Annotated in this window: 19 protein-coding genes and 1 tRNA gene; 18 read left to right on the forward strand and 2 right to left on the reverse strand. The window is 67.8% G+C overall.

Features of this window, described 5'->3' with window-relative positions; all coding sequences use genetic code 11:
* The 16 genes from rpe to LQZ85_RS08640 all read left to right on the forward strand — a co-directional run bounded on the left by rpe (position 1) and on the right by LQZ85_RS08640 (position 16,737).
* Positions 1–681 carry a ribulose-phosphate 3-epimerase gene (gene rpe, locus LQZ85_RS08565; RefSeq protein WP_053096108.1) on the forward strand — a complete coding sequence of 227 codons (681 nt, stop codon included), beginning with the start codon at positions 1–3 and terminating at the stop codon, positions 679–681.
* Positions 678–941, forward strand: coding sequence for a phosphoribosyl-ATP diphosphatase (locus LQZ85_RS08570; RefSeq protein ID WP_017202142.1), 264 nt, complete (start codon positions 678–680; stop codon positions 939–941). The genes rpe and LQZ85_RS08570 overlap by 4 nt, the downstream gene beginning before the upstream one ends.
* 38 nt (positions 942–979) lie before the next feature.
* A complete protein-coding gene (hisG, locus tag LQZ85_RS08575) occupies positions 980–1,822 on the forward strand; it encodes an ATP phosphoribosyltransferase (protein ID WP_053096106.1) in 843 nt (280 codons plus the stop codon).
* A complete protein-coding gene (gene hisF / locus LQZ85_RS08580; protein ID WP_053096104.1) occupies positions 1,822–2,583 on the forward strand; it encodes an imidazole glycerol phosphate synthase subunit HisF in 762 nt (253 codons plus the stop codon). The genes hisG and hisF overlap by 1 nt, the downstream gene beginning before the upstream one ends.
* Positions 2,580–2,939, forward strand: coding sequence for a phosphoribosyl-AMP cyclohydrolase (hisI, locus tag LQZ85_RS08585; protein WP_056278765.1), 360 nt, complete (start codon positions 2,580–2,582; stop codon positions 2,937–2,939). The genes hisF and hisI overlap by 4 nt, the downstream gene beginning before the upstream one ends.
* Positions 2,936–3,526 (forward strand): Trp biosynthesis-associated membrane protein, encoded by a 591-nt coding sequence (locus LQZ85_RS08590; RefSeq protein WP_053096100.1) that lies wholly within the window; start codon positions 2,936–2,938, stop codon positions 3,524–3,526. The genes hisI and LQZ85_RS08590 overlap by 4 nt, the downstream gene beginning before the upstream one ends.
* 48 nt (positions 3,527–3,574) lie before the next feature.
* On the forward strand, positions 3,575–3,820 hold the full coding sequence (locus LQZ85_RS08595; protein ID WP_053096098.1) for an HGxxPAAW family protein: 246 nt from the start codon (positions 3,575–3,577) through the stop codon (positions 3,818–3,820).
* A 2-nt stretch (positions 3,821–3,822) separates the two neighbouring features.
* Positions 3,823–4,593, forward strand: a complete 771-nt coding sequence (gene trpC, locus LQZ85_RS08600) for an indole-3-glycerol phosphate synthase TrpC (RefSeq protein WP_053099114.1) — start codon at positions 3,823–3,825, stop codon at positions 4,591–4,593.
* A complete protein-coding gene (gene trpB, locus LQZ85_RS08605; protein ID WP_053096096.1) occupies positions 4,593–5,861 on the forward strand; it encodes a tryptophan synthase subunit beta in 1,269 nt (422 codons plus the stop codon). Before trpC ends, trpB begins: the two co-directional genes overlap by 1 nt.
* A complete protein-coding gene (gene trpA / locus LQZ85_RS08610; RefSeq protein ID WP_056278764.1) occupies positions 5,858–6,661 on the forward strand; it encodes a tryptophan synthase subunit alpha in 804 nt (267 codons plus the stop codon). Before trpB ends, trpA begins: the two co-directional genes overlap by 4 nt.
* A gap of 10 nt (positions 6,662–6,671) precedes the next feature.
* Entirely contained in the window at positions 6,672–7,700 is a 1,029-nt protein-coding gene (gene lgt / locus LQZ85_RS08615) for a prolipoprotein diacylglyceryl transferase (protein WP_053096092.1), read from the forward strand.
* Between the two features lie 135 nt (positions 7,701–7,835).
* Positions 7,836–12,359: a glutamate synthase large subunit gene (gene gltB / locus LQZ85_RS08620; protein ID WP_157538235.1), complete on the forward strand. Its 4,524-nt coding sequence runs from the start codon at positions 7,836–7,838 to the stop codon at positions 12,357–12,359.
* Entirely contained in the window at positions 12,352–13,818 is a 1,467-nt protein-coding gene (locus LQZ85_RS08625) for a glutamate synthase subunit beta (protein ID WP_053096090.1), read from the forward strand. Before gltB ends, LQZ85_RS08625 begins: the two co-directional genes overlap by 8 nt.
* A 55-nt stretch (positions 13,819–13,873) precedes the next feature.
* Entirely contained in the window at positions 13,874–15,325 is a 1,452-nt protein-coding gene (pyk, locus tag LQZ85_RS08630; RefSeq protein ID WP_053096089.1) for a pyruvate kinase, read from the forward strand.
* 136 nt (positions 15,326–15,461) lie between these two features.
* Positions 15,462–16,121 carry an alpha/beta hydrolase gene (locus LQZ85_RS08635; protein ID WP_230100793.1) on the forward strand — a complete coding sequence of 220 codons (660 nt, stop codon included), beginning with the start codon at positions 15,462–15,464 and terminating at the stop codon, positions 16,119–16,121.
* 73 nt (positions 16,122–16,194) lie between these two features.
* On the forward strand, positions 16,195–16,737 hold the full coding sequence (locus LQZ85_RS08640) for a hypothetical protein (protein WP_157538189.1): 543 nt from the start codon (positions 16,195–16,197) through the stop codon (positions 16,735–16,737).
* Positions 16,738–16,753: 16 nt separating this feature from the next.
* Here LQZ85_RS08640 and LQZ85_RS08645 read toward each other — a convergent pair.
* Positions 16,754–16,836 (reverse strand) — tRNA-Leu (locus LQZ85_RS08645).
* Positions 16,837–16,937: 101 nt separating this feature from the next.
* Here LQZ85_RS08645 and LQZ85_RS08650 point away from each other — a divergent pair.
* Both LQZ85_RS08650 and LQZ85_RS08655 read left to right on the forward strand, forming a co-directional pair.
* Complete coding sequence (locus LQZ85_RS08650) at positions 16,938–17,558, forward strand: response regulator (RefSeq protein ID WP_042536652.1); 621 nt, start codon at positions 16,938–16,940, stop codon at positions 17,556–17,558.
* 3 nt (positions 17,559–17,561) lie between these two features.
* Entirely contained in the window at positions 17,562–18,125 is a 564-nt protein-coding gene (locus tag LQZ85_RS08655) for a GNAT family N-acetyltransferase (protein WP_056278761.1), read from the forward strand.
* Here the strand turns inward: LQZ85_RS08655 and LQZ85_RS08660 are convergent.
* Positions 18,100–18,528, reverse strand: coding sequence for a hotdog fold thioesterase (locus LQZ85_RS08660; protein ID WP_056278760.1), 429 nt, complete (start codon positions 18,526–18,528; stop codon positions 18,100–18,102). The two genes, LQZ85_RS08655 and LQZ85_RS08660, sit on opposite strands and share 26 nt — an antisense overlap.
* Positions 18,529–18,544: the final 16 nt, after the last annotated feature.

Genomic DNA, 18,544 nt, shown 5'->3' on the forward strand with positions numbered 1-18,544 from the left:
GTGGACCTGCCCCGCGCACCGCGCATCAACCCCAGCATCCTGGCCGCCGACTTCGTGAACATGCAGCGTGATCTCGCCAAGATCGCCACTGCCGACTTCGCGCATGTCGACGTCATGGACAACCACTTCGTCCCGAACCTCACGTTCGGGCCGCAGATGGTCGAGCGGATCCAGGCGACCAGCCCGATCCCGCTCGACGTGCACCTGATGATCACCGACCCCGAGCGGTGGGCTCCCGCGTATGCGGAGCTCGGTGCCGCGAGCGTCACGTTCCACCTCGAGGCCGCCGCCGATCCGATCTCGCTGGCCCGCACTCTGCGCAGCATCGGGGCGAGGGCCGGAGTGGCGATCAAGCCGGACACCCCCGCGGACGGTCTCTACAGCGTGCTCGAGGAGTTCGACCAGATCCTCGTGATGACCGTCGAACCAGGGTTCGGCGGGCAGGGATTCATGCCCGAGACGATGCCGAAGCTGCGCGCTCTCGCCGACGAGGCGAAGCGGCGAGGGTCGAACGTCTGGCTGCAGGTCGACGGCGGGATCTCCGATGCGACGATCGAGGCGGCGGCCGCCGCCGGCGCAGACACCTTCGTCGCAGGATCCGCGGTCTACGGCGCCGACGACGTCGAGGCGGCCGTCACCCGGCTCAGAGACCGCGCCAGAGCCGCTAGCCTGGAATCGTGAAGACTTTCGACGAGCTGTTCGCCGAGCTCAGCGTCAAGGCCGAGACCCGCCCCGAGGGATCAGGCACGGTTGCAGAGCTCGACGGCGGCGTGCACACGATCGGCAAGAAGATCGTCGAGGAGGCTGCCGAGGTCTGGATGGCGTCCGAGTACGAGTCCGACGAGGCCGCTGCAGAGGAGATCTCGCAGCTGCTGTACCACGTGCAGGTGATGATGCTCGCGAAGGGCCTGAGCCTGCAGGACGTCTACCGACATCTGTGAAGCGCTCCGCCCCACTCGCTTCGATCTGAAGGCATCCCATGCTGCGCATTGCTGTTCCCAACAAGGGCTCTCTCTCCGAGACGGCCGCCGACATGCTTGCGGAGGCCGGCTACGCCGGTCGCCGTGACCCCAAGACGCTCCACGTCGTCGACAGCGACAACGACGTCGAGTTCTTCTACCTCCGTCCGAAGGACATCGCGACGTACGTCGGCTCCGGCGCCATCGATGTCGGCATCACGGGTCGCGACCTGCTTCTCGACGCCCGCATGCCCGGCGCGCGCGAGATCGAGGCGCTCGGCTTCGCCGGCTCGACCTTCCGCTTCGCCGCGCCCTCGGGGCGCTACACCGAGGTGTCCGAGCTCGACGGTCTGCGCATCGCGACGTCGTATCCGGGTCTCGTCGACGCGTTCCTCGATGAGCGCGGAATCGCGGTCGACCTCGTGCCGCTCGACGGTGCGGTGGAGTCCGCCGTGCGCCTCGGTGTGGCCGACGCCGTGGCTGACGTCGTCGAGACGGGCACGACACTGCGTCAAGCGGGGCTCGACGTCTTCGGTCCCGTGATCCTGCAGTCCGAGGCCGTGCTGATCGCCGGTCCGCAGGATGCCGAGGGATCCGAGACGCTTCTCCGCCGTCTCCGCGGCGTCATGGTGGCCCGCCGGTTCGTGATGATCGATTACGACCTGCCGCTCGCTCTGCTCGACGACGCCGTGAAGATCGCCGGCGGCATCGAGTCTCCCACCGTCTCGCCCCTGCGCGACCCCGAGTGGGTCGCGGTGCGGGTCATGGTGGCCCGCGCGCGGGTCAACCCCGTGATGGATGCGCTCTACGCTCTCGGTGCCCGAGCGATCCTCGTCACGGCGATCCACAACGCGAGGCTCTGATGGCGCTCGCGAGTCGCGTCATCCCCTGCCTCGACGTCGCCGCCGGCCGCGTCGTCAAGGGAGTCAACTTCGAGAACCTGCGCGACATGGGCGACCCGGTCGAACTTGCCCGCCACTACGCGGCGCAGGGCGCCGATGAGATCACCTTCCTCGACGTGACCGCGACGGTCGATGCACGCGCGACGACCTACGACGTCGTCCAGCGCACCGCCGAGCAGGTGTTCGTGCCGCTGACGGTCGGCGGGGGAGTCCGCAGCGTCGACGACGTGTCCCGCCTGCTGTCCGTCGGAGCCGACAAGGTCGGTGTGAACTCCGCTGCGATCGCGCGCCCCGAGCTGATCGGCGAGATCGCCGACCGCTTCGGGGCGCAGGTGCTCGTGCTGTCGCTCGATGTCAAGCGGGCCGACACGACCGCATCCGGCTTCGTGGTCACCACCCACGGCGGACGCACGCAGACCACCCTCGACGCACTCGACTGGGCGCGAGAGGCCGCTGAACGCGGCGCGGGCGAGCTGCTCGTCAACTCGATCGATGCCGACGGCACGCGAGACGGCTTCGATCTCGAGCTGGTGAAGCTGATGCGCGAGGCCGCCTCGGTGCCCGTGATCGCGTCGGGCGGAGCAGGCAAGGCCGCAGACTTCGCTCCGGCGATCAAGGCCGGGGCGGATGCGGTTCTGGCAGCCAGCGTGTTCCACACCGGCGCGCTCACGGTCGGCGACGTGAAGGATGCACTGCGTGCGGAAGGAGTGCTCGTCCGATGAGCGACGTCGAAGAGCGCATCGCGCAGGTCGCCTTCAATGACGACGGTCTCGCACCGGTGATCGTGCAGCAGTGGGACACTGCAGAGGTCCTGATGCTCGCCTGGGTGGATGCCGAGGCGCTGCGACGTACTCTCACCACCGGACGTGCGGTCTACTGGTCTCGATCCCGCCGGGAGTACTGGCGCAAGGGCGACACCTCGGGCAACATCCAGGTGGTGCACGAGGCGCGGCTCGACTGCGACGGCGATGCGATCCTGCTTCGTGTCGACCAGACGGGACCGGCCTGTCACACGGGCACGCGCACCTGCTTCGACACGACCGACCTGCAGGCCGTCGAGGGGGGCTCCGCAGAATGACGCTCGCACGCAGAGGCCGGTCGATCGCCGTCTCGGGGTTCCTCCTCTCCGGTGCGATCGGCATCATCTCGTCGACGCAGACCTGGCTGACCGTCGCGCGCACCGATGCGGGAGAGGCGATCCTCGTGCCGGGGGCGTCCGCGCTGCCCTTGCTCGCGCCTCTCAGCCTCGCCGTGCTGGCGCTCGGCATCGCGCTCTCGATCGTCGGTCCCGTGCTCCGGCTGATCTTCGGCGTGCTCGCCACCGCTGCCGCGCTCTTCCTCGGGTGGACGACGCTCCAGTTGGTGCTGACCGAGCCGCTGAGCGCCGTGGGCCCCACCGTCACCGAGACGACCGGTCTCGCCGGGAGCTCGGCGATCACGGACGTGGTCGCCGGCATCGAGCTCTCCGCCTGGCCCGTCATGACGCTCATCGGCTGGGTCATCCTGCTCGCGGCATCCCTCGTCGTGCTCGTCACGTGGCGCCGCTGGAAGCGCGGCGGCCGCCGCTACCGCACCGATGCCGCACATGTGGACGCGACCGCCGGCCCCGTGGACGCGATCGATTCGTGGGACGACCTGTCTCGCGGAACCGACCCGACGCGATGACCCCGATAGACTTGACCCGAACCAGCACGTCGTCCCCCGGAGGAGACCATGACCAACCCGATCGCTGACCCCGGCCACGGACACTCGCCTGCCGCATGGACGGGCGTCATCATCATGCTCGCCGGCTTCACGATCGGCACGCTGGCGTTCTGCCTCGCCGAGTTCAGCCCCGTCTGGGTCGCCCTGATCTGGGTCGGCGCGGCCATCATCCCGATCGGCGCGCTCGTGGGCTGGCTGCTCGCGAGGGCCGGCTACGGCGTGAAGGGCCCCAAGTACTCGCCGAAGGCGCACTAATGGTGCTCGCCGACCTCACGGCCGGCGCAGTCGCAGACGCTGAGCGTCGCGCTCTCACCAGGCCACTGGCCGAGGTGGAACGCGATGCTCTCGCACGCCCCGCCGCCAAGGACGCCCTGGCGTTCCTCGCTCCCGCCGAGCGCGTGAAGATCATCGCCGAGGTGAAGCGCGCGAGCCCGTCGCGTGGCGCCCTGGCCGAGATCCCGGATCCCGCTTTCCAGGCGTCGCTGTACGAGACGGGCGGCGCGTCGGCGATCAGCGTCCTGACCGAGGAACGCCGGTTCGGCGGCAGCCTCGCCGATCTCGAAGCCGTCACCGCGCGCGTGTCCCTTCCCGTGCTGCGCAAGGACTTCATCGCGAATCGATATCAGGTCCTCGAAGCACGAGCCGCCGGTGCCGATCTCGTGCTGCTGATCGTCGCGGGGCTCGAGCCGCATGTGCTCCGTGAGCTCTTCGGCTTCATCACCGAGCTCGGCATGACGCCGCTCGTCGAGACGCACTCGGCCGACGAGCTCGAGGTCGCGATCGATCTCGGGGCATCGCTGATCGGCGTCAATGCGCGCGACCTGAAGACCCTCGAGCTCGACCGCGATCTCTTCGGCCGTCTCGTCGACCGGATCCCTGAGACCGCGGTCAAGATCGCGGAATCCGCGGTCCTCACACCTGAAGACGTCAGGCACTACCGCTCAGCGGGCGCTGACGTCGTCCTGATCGGGGAGGCGCTCGTCACGGGCGACCCGGTCGCCACACTCAAGAGCTTCCTGGAGGCGTGATGAGCCTGCGAGACCAGCACGGTCCACTGTTCGGCGACTACGGCGGACGCTACATGCCCGAGTCGCTGATCGCCGCGATCGACGAGCTCTCGGCGGCATACGCCGACGCGATCGTCGATCCGGTCTTCCGCGACGAGCTGGCGTCTCTGCTCAGCTCCTACGCCGGGCGCCCGTCGCCGCTCACCGAGGTCGCCCGGTTCGCCGAGCACGCCGGCGGAGCGCGAGTGTTCCTCAAGCGCGAGGACCTCAACCACACCGGCTCGCACAAGATCAACAACGTGCTGGGGCAGGCGCTGCTGACGAAGCGCCTCGGCAAGACCCGCGTGATCGCCGAGACGGGGGCAGGCCAGCACGGCGTCGCCACGGCTACCGCTGCCGCTCTCTTCGGCCTCGACTGCACCATCTACATGGGCGAGGTCGACACCGAGCGCCAGGCGCTCAACGTCGCGCGGATGCGACTGCTCGGCGCCGAGGTGATCGCGGTCACCTCCGGATCGCGCACGCTGAAGGACGCGATCAACGACGCGTACCGCGACTGGGTGGCGAGCGTCGAGACGACCAACTACATCTTCGGCACCGCGGCGGGGCCGCACCCGTTCCCCGCGATGGTTCGGGACTTCCAGAAGATCATCGGCGAAGAGGCTCGCCAGCAGCTGCTCGACGAGGTCGGCCGACTGCCTGACGCGGTCATCGCGTGCGTCGGAGGCGGCTCGAACGCGATCGGAATGTTCGATGCGTTCCTCGACGACGCCGGCGTGAAGCTCTACGGAGTCGAGGCGGCCGGCGACGGCGTCGACACACCTCGCCACGCGGCCTCCATCGAGCGTGGGCGTCCCGGCATCCTGCACGGCGCGAAGACCTACGTCCTCCAGGACGAAGACGGCCAGACGGTCGAGTCGCACTCGATCTCCGCAGGTCTCGACTACCCGGGCGTGGGCCCGGAGCACTCCTGGCTCGCCGACATCGGTCGCGCCGAGTACATCCCGGCGACCGACGACGAGGCCATGCAGGCGCTGCGCCTGCTGAGCCGCACCGAAGGCATCATCCCCGCCATCGAGTCCGCCCACGCCCTCGCGGGCGCCCTGCGCCTCGGACGTGAGATGGGTCCGGACGCCGTGCTCGCGATCTGCCTGTCGGGTCGCGGCGACAAGGACATGGACACCGCAGCCCGCTACTTCGACCTCTACGACGCCGAGGCGCTCGCGCACGATGTCGCCGACGAGAGCGACGCCGAAGCAGCCGCGTCGAAGGGGGAGCCGGAGCTGTGAGCCGCGTCGAACAGGCGATCGCCGCCGCCCATGACGCGGGCCGCAGCGCCTTCGTCGGATACCTCCCCGTCGGCTACCCCGACCTCGAGACGAGCATCCGCGCCGCCATCGCCCTCGCCGAGAACGGCGTCGACATCATCGAGCTCGGACCGCCCTACAGCGACCCGGTGATGGACGGCGCCGTGATCCAGGAGGCGACCACCGCGGCTCTCGCGAACGGCTTCAAGATGAAGGACCTCTTCACGGCCGTGCGCGCGATCACCGACGCCACCGATGTGCCCGTCCTGGTCATGACGTACTGGAATCCGGTGTTCCAGTACGGCGTCGATCGCTATGCGGACGACCTGCTGGCCGCGGGGGGAGCGGGCCTGATCACGCCCGACATCACCCCTGACGTGGCAGGGGAGTGGATCGCAGCGAGCAAGCGCACGGGCCTCGACCGCGTCTTCCTCGCCGCGCCCACCTCGACCGACGAGCGCCTCGACCTCGTCGTGAAGTCGTCCACCGGCTTCGTCTACACCGTCTCGACCATGGGCATCACCGGTGAGCGCACCGAGCTCGACCGCGCTGCGCGCACCCTGGTCGGACGCCTTCGCGAGCACGGCGACATCCGCGCCTGCGTCGGGATCGGCATCTCGACCGCCGAGCAGATCGCCGGAGTCTCCGAATACGCGGACGGCGCCATCGTCGGCACCGCACTCGTCCGCGCCCTCCGCGACGGCGGCATCCCCGCCCTCGCAGAGGTCACCCGAAACCTGGCGGTCGGCACGTCGTCGGCACGCCCCGTACACGAGAACTAGAATCGCACTCATGTCCCTCGCGCTCCACAGCACCTTCAGCGGCGTGCTCGCCAGCATCCCGAGCCCCACGGTCTCCTACATCGACCTCGGCCCGCTCCGGATCCACTTCTACGCGCTCTGCATCATCGCCGGCATCATCGCGGCGGTACTGCTCACCAACCACCGCCTCACCAAGCGCGGTGCAGAGCCGTGGGTCGTGATCGACATCTCGATCCTCGCCGTTCCGCTGGCCATCATCGGCGCGCGCATCTTCCACGTCCTGACCCACCCGAACTTCTACTTCGGCGAGGGCAGGAACACCTGGAATCCCTTCGAACCCGGATCCGTCTGGGCCATCTGGGAGGGCGGCATCGCCATCTTCGGCGCCCTCATCGGCGGCGCAGTGGGCGCGTACCTCGGATGCCGGTGGACCGGCATCCGCTTCTGGACCTTCGCCGACGCACTGGCACCCGGGCTCCTGCTCGCACAGGCCATGGGCCGTTTCGGCAACTGGTTCAACAACGAGCTCTACGGTCTGCCCACCGACCTGCCGTGGGGCCTCGAGATCCCCTCCGACAACTCCGCGTTCCCTCCCGGCCTTCCCGAGGGCACGCTCTTCCACCCCACGTTCCTGTACGAGGTGATCTGGAACGGTCTCGGCGTGATCGTGCTGCTCTGGCTGAGCCGCAAGGCGACCGCGTTCCAGTGGGGAAAGCTCTTCGCCATCTACCTCATCTGGTACAGCGCCGGACGTGTGGTCTGGGAGTCGATCCGCATCGATCCGAGCGAGATCATCCTGGGTCTCCGCAGCAACGTGTGGGCCGCCATCATCGGCATCATCGTGGGCATCGCGATCCTCATCGTCCAGTCTCGCCGCCACCCCGGTCTCGAGCCGTCGCCGTACCAGCCCGGCCGCGGCCGGAAGGACCTCGACGCTGATGTAGAATCGCAGAACAATCCCTCCGATTTCGTGGACGTGAGTGAGCCTCCGTCCGAAGAAGTCGCCGCAGGAGCCAGCGCCACAAGCACCGCTCCCACGGACTCGGAAGGCGCTCGATAGCCCACCGGTCCGTGCGGACCCCATCGCATCCACCCGGCCAATGACGCCCCCGGGTCATCCGAAGATCTGAGGACGGTACTGGTGTATTTTCAGCCTCCCTACGGCGCTTCCGGCGCTTACCCCCCGAAGCAGGGCATGTACAACCCGGCGTTCGAGAAGGACGCCTGCGGCCTCGCCATGGTCGCGACCCTCCGCGGCGAGGCGGGCCACGACATCATCGCGCTCGCGCTCGAAGCGCTGCGCAACCTGGAGCACCGCGGGGCGATCGGCTCGGATGCCGGCACCGGAGACGGCGCGGGCATCCTTACGCAGATGCCGGACGCGTTCCTGCGCGCCGTCACCGACTTCGAACTGCCCCCGGTCGGCGAGTACGCCGCGGGCCTGGCATTCCTGCCGCGCGATTCCAGCGAGCGCCGCCAGCAGAAGGCCGGCATCGAGAAGATCGCCCGCTCGGAGGGACTCCGCGTCCTCGGCTGGCGCGAGGTTCCGACGGTCAACGACAACCTCGGAAAGCTCGCCGACGAGGCGCGTCCCGCCTTCGAGCAGCTCTTCGTGAGCGCCGGGGGAGCGACGCACTCGGACGCCCCGCTCACCGGCATCGCCCTCGACCGCGTCGCATACCGACTGCGCAAGCGCGCCGGTCACGAGCTCGGCGCCTACTTCGTGACGCTGTCCGCCCGCACTCTCGGCTACAAGGGCATGGTCACGACGCTGCAGCTCGAGCCGTTCTACCCCGACCTGCAGGACGAGCGCTTCATGTCCGAGCTCGCGGTCGTGCACTCCCGCTACTCCACGAACACGTTCCCCTCCTGGCCGCTCGCTCAGCCGTTGCGCATGCTCGCGCACAACGGCGAGATCAACACGGTCGGCGGCAACCGCAACTGGATGCGGGCTCGCCAGTCGCAGCTCGAATCCGAGCTGCTGGGCGACGTCGCGCCGCTGCTGCCGATCTGCACCGACGGTGCCAGCGACTCCGCGTCGTTCGACGAGGTGCTCGAGCTGCTCACCCTCACCGGTCGCAGCCTGCCGCACGCCATCATGATGATGGTCCCCGAGGCATACGAGAAGCAGTCCGACATCTCTCCGGAGCTTCGTTCGTTCTACGAGTACCACTCGAACCAGATGGAGCCCTGGGACGGCCCCGCGGCGCTCATCTTCACCGACGGCACCGTCGTCGGCGCGACCCTCGACCGCAACGGGCTCCGCCCCGGGCGCTGGACCGAGACGACCGACGGCCTCATCGTCATCGGCTCGGAGACCGGTGTGCTCACCTTCGAACCCGAGCGGATCAAGCGTCGCGGACGCCTGCAGCCCGGCAAGATGTTCCTCGTCGACACGTCGCAGCGACGCATCATCGAAGACGAGGAGATCAAGCACGATCTCGCGACCATGCACCCGTGGCAGGAATGGCTGGATGCCGGTTCCGTGCGGCTCGCGGACCTCCCCGAGCGTGAGCACATCGTGCACCCGCCCGCATCGATCACCCGCCGTCAACGCACCTTCGGCTACACGGAGGAGGAGGTGCGCATCCTGCTGACCCCGATGGGCCAGAACGGTGTCGAGCCTCTCGGCGCGATGGGATCCGACACTCCGATCGCGGTCCTCAGCAAGCGTCCCCGCCTGCTCTTCGACTACTTCACTCAGCAGTTCGCGCAGGTGACCAACCCGCCGCTCGACTCGATCCGCGAAGAGGTCGTGACGAGTCTGAAGCTCGGTCTCGGCCCCGAGAGCAATCTGCTCACCTGGGGTCCCGACCACACCCGCACGGTGTCGCTCGACTTCCCGGTGATCGACAACGACGAGCTCGCGAAGATCCGTCACATCGACAAGGCTCTTCCCGATCGCTCCAGCGTGACGATCAGGGGCCTGTACCACTTCGACGCCGGCTCTAACACGCTCGAGAAGCGTCTGACCGAGATGTGCGACGAGGTCGATGAGGCCATCGAGAGCGGTGCCGAGTTCATCATCCTGTCGGATCGCGACTCGAACAAGGATCTGACCCCGATCCCTTCGCTCCTCATGGTCTCGGCCATCCATCACCACCTGATCCGTCGTGAGAACCGCATGAAGGTCGGTCTGATCGTGGAGGCGGGTGACGTCCGCGAGGTGCATCACGTCGCGACGCTGATCGGATACGGCGCGTCGGCCGTGAACCCGTACCTCGCGATGGAGACCGTGGAGCACCTGGTGCGCACCGGCTACATCACCGGCATCAGCCCCGAGAAGGCCGTCCGCAACCTGATCTACGCGCTCGGCAAGGGCGTGCTGAAGATCATGTCGAAGATGGGCATCTCGACCGTCTCGTCGTACGCCGGCGCACAGGTCTTCGAGGCCGTCGGTCTGAGCGAGGAGTTCATCGACAAGTACTTCACGCGCACCGAGTCGAAGCTCGGCGGCATCGGGATCCAAGAGATCTTCATCGAGAATCAGGCTCGTCACGACTACGCCTACCCGGAGGATGAGGCTGCTCGCGCTCACGAGCGCCTCTGGACCGGTGGCGAGTACCAGTGGCGTCGCGACGGTTCCCCGCACCTCTTCAACCCGGAGACGGTGTTCAAGCTGCAGCACGCCACACGCGAGCGCCGCTACGACATCTTCCGCGAGTACACCAGGATGGTCGACGATCAGGCGGCGGAGCTCAAGACTCTGCGCGGTCTGTTCTCGCTGCGGACCGGTACGCGCAAGCCGGTGCCGCTCGACGAGGTCGAGCCGGTCTCGGCGATCGTCAAGCGGTTCTCGACCGGCGCGATGAGCTACGGATCGATCTCGAAAGAGGCCCACGAGACTCTCGCGATCGCCATGAACAGGCTCGGCGGCAAGTCCAACACGGGTGAGGGCGGGGAGGATGCCGACCGTCTGCTCGATCCCGAGCGCCGCAGCGCGATCAAGCAGGTCGCCTCGGGACGCTTCGGTGTCACCAGCCTGTACCTCACCGAGGCCGACGACATCCAGATCAAGCTCGCCCAGGGCGCGAAGCCCGGCGAGGGCGGTCAGCTGCCTCCGCAGAAGGTGTATCCGTGGGTCGCGCGCACGCGCGGCGGAACACCCGGTGTGGGACTCATCTCGCCCCCACCGCACCACGACATCTATTCGATCGAAGACCTGAAGCAGCTCATCTTCGACCTGAAGCGGGCCAACCCCGAGGCGCGGATCCACACGAAGCTCGTCAGCCAGTCGGGCATCGGCGCGGTCTCGGCGGGTGTCGCGAAGGCTCTGAGCGACGTCATCCTGGTCTCAGGTCACGACGGCGGCACGGGTGCGAGCCCGATGAACTCGCTCAAGCACGCGGGAACGCCGTGGGAGCTCGGCCTCGCCGAGACCCAGCAGACGCTGATGCTCAACGGCATGCGCGATCGCGTGGTCGTGCAGGTCGACGGCCAGCTCAAGACGGGACGCGATGTCATCATCGGCGCTCTGCTGGGCGCGGAGGAGTTCGGGTTCGCGACGGCTCCGCTCGTCGTCAGCGGCTGCATCATGATGCGCGTCTGCCACCTCGACACCTGCCCGGTGGGCGTCGCGACGCAGAACCCCGTGCTGCGCGAGCGCTTCACCGGCAAGCCGGAGTTCGTCGTGAACTTCATGGAGTTCATCGCCGAAGAGGTGCGCGAGATCCTGGCCGAGCTCGGCTACCGCTCGATCGATGAGATCGTCGGCCGCACCGAGCTGATCGAGGCGAACGCCGCACTCCAGCACTGGAAGGCGGAGGGCCTCGACCTGAGCCCCGTGCTCGAGGGGCCGGCATTCCCGGCGAGCGAGCCGCGTCGCAGCCGCCGCACGCAGGATCACGAGCTCGAGAAGCACTTCGACGTGCAGCTCATCGACATCGCCAAGCCGGCGCTCCTCAACGGCGAACCGGTGGTGGTCGAGCTGCCGATCGCGAACACCGAACGCGCCGTCGGGACGATGCTGGGTCACCAGGTCACCTCCCGACACGGCGCCGCGGGGCTTCCCAGCGGCACCATCGACGTCACGCTGCACGGCACCGCCGGTCAGTCGCTCGGCGCTTTCCTGCCTTCTGGAATCGTGCTTCGACTCGAGGGCGACGCGAACGACTACGTCGGCAAGGGGCTCTCGGGCGGTGACATCTCGATCCGTCCCGCTCGCGGGGCTGCCATCGCTCCGCACGAGAACGTGATCGCCGGCAACGTGATCGGCTACGGCGCGACGTCCGGGACCATGTATCTCTCCGGCGTGGTCGGCGAGCGATTCCTCGTGCGCAACTCCGGCGCGACCGCCGTCGTCGAGGGAGTGGGCGACCACGCGCTCGAGTACATGACGGGCGGCGTCGCGGTGATCCTCGGCTCGACGGGTCGCAACCTCGGCGCCGGCATGTCCGGGGGAGTGGCCTACATCCACTCGCTCGACAGCGGCAAGATCAACGCCCAGTCGCTCGGCAGCGGCGAGCTCCGGCTCGAACCGCTCGACCGAGCCGACCTCGAAGTGCTGCGGAGCCTGATCGTGGCACACGTGGAGCGCACGGCCTCGCCGCTCGGCTCCGACATCCTGGCCCGGTTCGATGAGACCGCAGGCCAGTTCACGAAGGTGCTTCCTCGCGACTACGCGGCAGTCCGCAGCATGCGCGAAGAAGCAGTCGCCGAGGGCATCGACCCCGACGGCGACATCGTCTGGAACCGCATCCTGGAGGTGACCGGTGGCTGATCCCAAAGGTTTTCTGAAGGTCACAGAACGTGAGCTTCCCCCGCGTCGCCCTGTGCCCGTGCGCATCATGGACTGGAAAGAGGTCTACGAGCCCGGCGACCAGGCCGTCCTGAAGCGGCAGGCAGGTCGCTGCATGGACTGCGGCGTGCCGTTCTGCCATCAGGGCTGCCCGCTGGGCAACCTGATCCCCGAGTGGAACGACCTGACCTGGCGCGGCGAGGGCCGTGCGGCGATCGATCGCCTGCACGCGACCAACAACTTCCCGGAGTTCACCGGTCGCCTGTGCCCGGCCCCGTGCGAGAGCTCCTGCGTGCTCGGCATCAACCAGCCTCCTGTCACGATCAAGCAGATCGAGGTCTCGATCATCGACGAGGCGTTCGCCAAGGGCTGGGTCGAACCGCAGCCACCGGCCCGCCTGACGGGCAAGACCGTCGCGGTCGTCGGGTCCGGCCCTGCCGGTCTCGCCGCTGCTCAGCAGCTCACGCGCGCCGGTCACACGGTCGCGGTGTTCGAGCGCGACGACCGCATCGGCGGCCTGCTGCGTTACGGGATCCCCGACTTCAAGATGGAGAAGGGGCAGCTCGAGTCGCGCCTTCGCCAGATGCAGGAAGAGGGAACACGCTTCCGCGCCGGAGTAGAGATCGGCAAGGACATCTCGTGGGCCGACCTGCGCGCCCGCTACGACGCCATCGTGATCGCCACCGGATCCACGGTTCCGCGCGACCTGTCTATCCCTGGTCGCGACCTCGACGGAGTGCACTTCGCGATGGAGTACCTGGTCGAGTCGAACCATGCGGTCGCCGGTGACAAGGTGCCGGAGCAGATCACCGCCGAGGGCAAGCACGTCATCGTGATCGGCGGCGGTGACACCGGTGCGGACTGCATCGGCACCGCACACCGTCAGGGCGCGATCAGCGTGACGAACCTCGCGATCGGCAAGCAGCCAGGCACCGAGCGGCCGGGCCACCAGCCCTGGCCGATGATGCCGACGCTGTTCGAGATCTCCTCGGCACATGAAGAGGGCGGCGAGCGGGTCTTCCTCGCCTCGACCGTCGAATTCCTCTCGAACGATGTCGGCGAGGTGCGCGCGCTCCGCGTCGCCGAGACCGAGTTCATCGACGGCCGCCGGGTTCCCAAGAGCGGGACGGAGCGCGAGATCCCCGCAGATCTGGTACTGATCGCGATGGGCTTCACCGGTCCGGAGCAGGACGGCTACTCCGAGGACACCCTCCCGCAGGTGACAGACCGCGGTGCCTTCCGACGTGATGACAGCTACGAGTCCACGGTTCCCGGCGTCTTCGTCGCCGGCGATGCCGGTCGCGGACAGTCGCTGATCGTCTGGGCGATCGCCGAGGGCCGCGCGGCTGCGGCGAACGTCGACCGATTCCTCATGGGGACCACCGTGCTGCCCGAGCCGGTGCGACCACATGAAGTCGCTATCGGTCTCCAGCCCGCGTAGGCTGAGCGGCGGCACCGTCGCCTGATTTCCATCCCCCACTACCCTGGAGCAATCTTTGAGACGCGCGAAAATCGTCGCCACCCTGGGCCCCGCCACCTCCACGTACGAGACCGTGCGTGCACTCATCGACGCCGGAGTGGACGTCGCCCGTCTGAACCTCAGCCACGGTGACTACTCCGTGCACGAGAACAACTACGCCAACGTCCGTCGCGCTGCCGACGATGCGGGCCGCGCCGTCGCCATCCTCGTCGACCTTCAGGGGCCGAAGATCCGTCTCGGCAAGTTCGAGAACGGTCCCTACGAGCTCGCCGAAGGCGACATCTTCAAGATCACGACCGAAGACATCATCGGCAACAAGGAGATCTCGGGCACGACGTTCAAGGGCCTGCCCAACGACGTCAAGCCGGGCGACTTCCTGCTTATCGACGACGGCAAGGTCCGCGTCGAGGTCGTCGAGACCGACGGAGTCACCGTCACGACGCGCGTGATCGTCGCGGGCGCCGTCTCGAACAACAAGGGCATCAACCTGCCCGGCGTCGCCGTCAACGTCCCCGCGCTCAGCGAGAAGGACGAGGACGACCTCCGTTGGGGCCTGCGCATCGGCGCCGACCTCATCGCCCTGTCGTTCGTCCGCAACGCCGAAGACGTCAGCCGCGTGCACGAGATCATGGCAGAGGAGGGCGTCAAGGTCCCCGTCATCGCCAAGGTCGAGAAGCCGCAGGCCGTCGACGCTCTCGAGGAGATCGTCGACGCGTTCGACGCGATCATGGTCGCCCGTGGCGACCTCGGGGTCGAGCTGCCTCTGGAGGCCGTGCCGATCGTCCAGAAGCGCGCTGTCGAACTGGCACGCCGCAACGCGAAGCCCGTCATCGTCGCCACTCAGATGCTCGAGTCGATGATCAACAGCCCGGTGCCGACGCGCGCCGAGACCTCCGACGTCGCCAACGCCGTGCTCGACGGCGCGGATGCCGTGATGCTCTCGGGCGAGACCAGCGTGGGTGACTACCCGGTCGTCGTCGTCGAGACGATGGCTCGCATCATCGAGTCCACCGAAGAGCACGGACTCGAGCGCATCGCCCCGCTGACGAACAAGCCGCGCACGCAGGGTGGTGCGATCACTCTCGCCGCTCTCGAGGTGGCCGAGTTCGTCGACGCGAAGTTCCTCTGCGTGTTCACCCAGTCCGGTGACTCGGCGCGTCGTCTCTCGCGTCTGCGCTCGCGTATCCCGATGATCGCGTTCACACCCGAGCCGAGCATCCGCCGTCGCATGGCGCTCACCTGGGGCATCCGCTCGAAGCTCGTCGACATGGTCCAGCACACGGACCTGATGTATCTGCAGGTCGACGACTATCTGCTCAGCAGCGGACTCGCCGTCGAGGGTGACAAGGTCGTCGTGATCTCCGGTTCCCCTCCCGGAATCGTCGGCTCGACCAACGACATCCGCGTGCACAAGGTCGGAGACGCCGTGAACGGCGCGGCTCCGATCTACAAGGAAGCCACGGTCTGATCCAGGCAAGAGGCGAAGGGGCGGAGCCACGGTTCCGCCCCTTCGTCGTATCCGTCGCCGGGGAGTCCTGGCGGTTGGTATCGTCTGGCGTGACGGATGCGGCGCGGCCACCAGGGGAGGGGACATCATCGATCTCGTGAGACGGGCCCGCTGGTGGATCGCGGACTACGCCTATGCCGCCTACTGGCAGGTGCGCTCGGCCTTCGACCGCCGCGATCCGTCTTCGTTCGCCGGGGGCCATGCTGCTCCGATCGTCATCCTTCCCGGGGTCTACGAGACATGGCGCTTCATGCAACCGCTGATCACGGCCCTGCATGATCGCGGCCATCCGATCTACGTGGTCGATGCCCTGAGACGCAATCAGCGTCCCGTGCGGGATGCAGCGCGGGTCGTGACGGCCTTCCTCGAGCGCGCGGACCTGTCCGACGTGCTGCTCGTCGCGCACAGCAAGGGCGGACTCGCGGGGAAGCTCGCGATGGCCGGCCCGGCGGGGACTCGAGTACGCGCCATGTTGGCGGTCGCGACTCCCTTCGGCGGTTCCCGGTACGCACGGATACTCCCTGTCCCGTCCCTGTGGGCCTTCGCCCCCTCGCATCCCTCGATCGTGGAGCTCGCTCGGCATCAGGACGTGAACGAACGGATCGTATCGGTGTACGCCACCTTCGATCCGCATATCCCCGAGGGCAGCGAACTGCCGGGTGCGCGCCGGAACGTCCGGCTCGACACAGGCGGGCACTTCCGGATCCTCGCGGATCCTCGCGTCCTCGGCGAGGTCGCGTCTCTCTCCGAACCCTGAGCCGCTCGGCCTCGGCGCCCGCGGGCACCGTCTCGGGACCGGTCGGCGCCGCGACATGACGGATTCTCAGCGCATGACGGATACTCTGGTGCTGGCGCACGCCGTGACAGACCACGCGGGCGCCGTGCCCATGGATGAAGCGACCATCGAACCCGCCACGGACGCGCGCCTCGACAGCGCCCGGCCGCCGTGCGGCGTGCCCGGTGCGGGTCGTTCCGAGGCCCCGGCCGACCCTGCTGCGGTGATGGCTGATCCGATGACGTCGTCGAAGCCCGGCAGCATCGGGGTCCGATACCGCCTCAAGCGTCGATTCCGAACGTGCGACGCGATCGCGTGCGTGCCGGTGCCGCTCGCGCAGACGCGCATCGCCGAGACGATCGCGGCGGACGACGGAGCCCGCATCTACGGTGGCGGCACCTACATGCCCGTGCTGCGTGACGGAGCCCCGGTGGACGCCTCCGACGAGAACCTCGACGTGATCATCCGTGCGGCGGTGCCGACACGGGTCGTGCTCGCAGAGCATCCTGCCGTCGCGGAGCGCGAACTGCACGCGGCCATGCGGCCCGTACTGGATCGCTACCTCCTCATCGACGATGAGATCTGGTCACTCGTCTGAGGGCTGTTCTCTGATGTGCCGGCGGTGGGACTCGAACCCACACGCCCTTTCGGACAAAGCATTTTGAGTGCTCCGCGTCTGCCATTCCGCCACGCCGGCTCGTGTGTCGCGTCTTCGACTTTAGCGCAGCGGATCAGTGTCGATCCTCACGCGCCGCGGCATCGGGGGACCTCAGAGGCGCTCTCCACTAGGATGGATCTGTGACCGAGCAAGAACAGGCAGCCGAGCAGCCCACGTCATCCGCACCCCGACGCGTCGTCGTCGCCGAGGACGAGTCGCTGATCCGTCTCGACATCGTCGAGATCCTCCGCGACAACGGCTTCGATGTCGTCGGCGAGGCCGGCGACGGAGAGACCGCCGTGGCGCTGGCGACCGAGCTGCGCCCCGATCTCGTCATCATGGACGTCAAGATGCCGCAGCTCGATGGCATCAGCGCCGCCGAGAAGCTGCACAAGGGCAACATCGCACCCGTCGTCCTCCTCACGGCATTCAGCCAGAAGGAACTCGTCGAACGGGCCAGCGAGGCCGGCGCCCTGGCCTATGTGGTCAAGCCGTTCACGCCGAACGACCTGCTGCCCGCCATCGAGATCGCTCTCGCTCGCCACGAGCAGATCATCACGCTCGAGGCCGAGGTCGCCGACATGGTCGAGCGCTTCGAGACCCGCAAGCTCGTCGACCGCGCCAAGGGACTGCTCAACGAGAAGATGGGCCTTTCCGAGCCCGAGGCGTTCCGCTGGATCCAGAAGGCATCGATGGACCGCCGTCTGACGATGCAGGACGTGGCGAAGGCGATCATCGAGCAGCTCGCTCCGAAGAAGTAGCCTTTGCTTCCACTCGACGCAGAGCATGTTCTGCGTCCGGTCCGGACCGGCGACGGCGCGGCCCTCGCGAGAGCGTACTCCGCGAATCGCGACCATCTCGCGCCGTGGGAACCGCTCAGGGCTCCGGAGTTCTTCACTCCGGAGTGGCAGGAGTTCCATGCGGAGCAGTGCGTCATCGAAGCGTCGGCCGGTCGGAACATCCGGTTCGTGATCGAGTCGTCCGATGGTGAGATCCGCGGAAGGATCAACCTCAACAACATCGTCCGCGGGGCTTTCTGGAATGCGGACCTGGGCTACTGGGTCGACAGGACGCGTCTGCGGCGGGGACTCGCTTCCCGCGGCGTCCACCGGGTCGCCGAGTACGCCCGCGAGGAGGTGCAGCTGCACAGGCTGCAGGCAGCGACCCTCCTGCACAACTCTGGTTCACAGCGTGTGCTCGCCGACAACGGCTTCGAGCGCATCGGCATCGCGCCGCAGTACCTGCGCATCGCGGGGGAGTGGCAGGATCACCTGCTGTTCCAGTTGCTGCTGGTCGAGCCGCTCAGCCTGCCGCGGGAGCGTCCTTGATCATGTTGGTGATCCGGATGGTCGAGCAACGACGCCCCTGATCGTCGGTCACGACGATCTCGTGCACGGTGATGCTGCGGCCGAGATGGACGGGTGTGCAGACGCCCGTCACGACACCCGACGTGGCGGAGCGCGTGTGGGTGGCGTTGATGTCCACCCCGACCGCGAGTCGGCCCGGGCCCGCGTGCAGGTTCGCCGCCATCGAGCCGAGCGACTCGCCGAGAACCACGTAGGCACCGCCGTGCATGAGGCCGACGGGCTGTGTGTTCCCCTCGACCGGGAGCGTCGCGACGCATCGCTCGGTGGTGAACTCGAGGAACTCCATGCCCATCTTCTGAGCGAGAGCACCCATTCCGCGGGCTGTCGCCCAGTCGAGTCCTGCACTGGTGGCAGTGTCGCTCATGGTTCCTCCTCAGCGG

The organism is Microbacterium sp. Bi98 (assembly GCF_918698045.1).
In the GTDB taxonomy this organism is placed as follows: domain Bacteria; phylum Actinomycetota; class Actinomycetes; order Actinomycetales; family Microbacteriaceae; genus Microbacterium.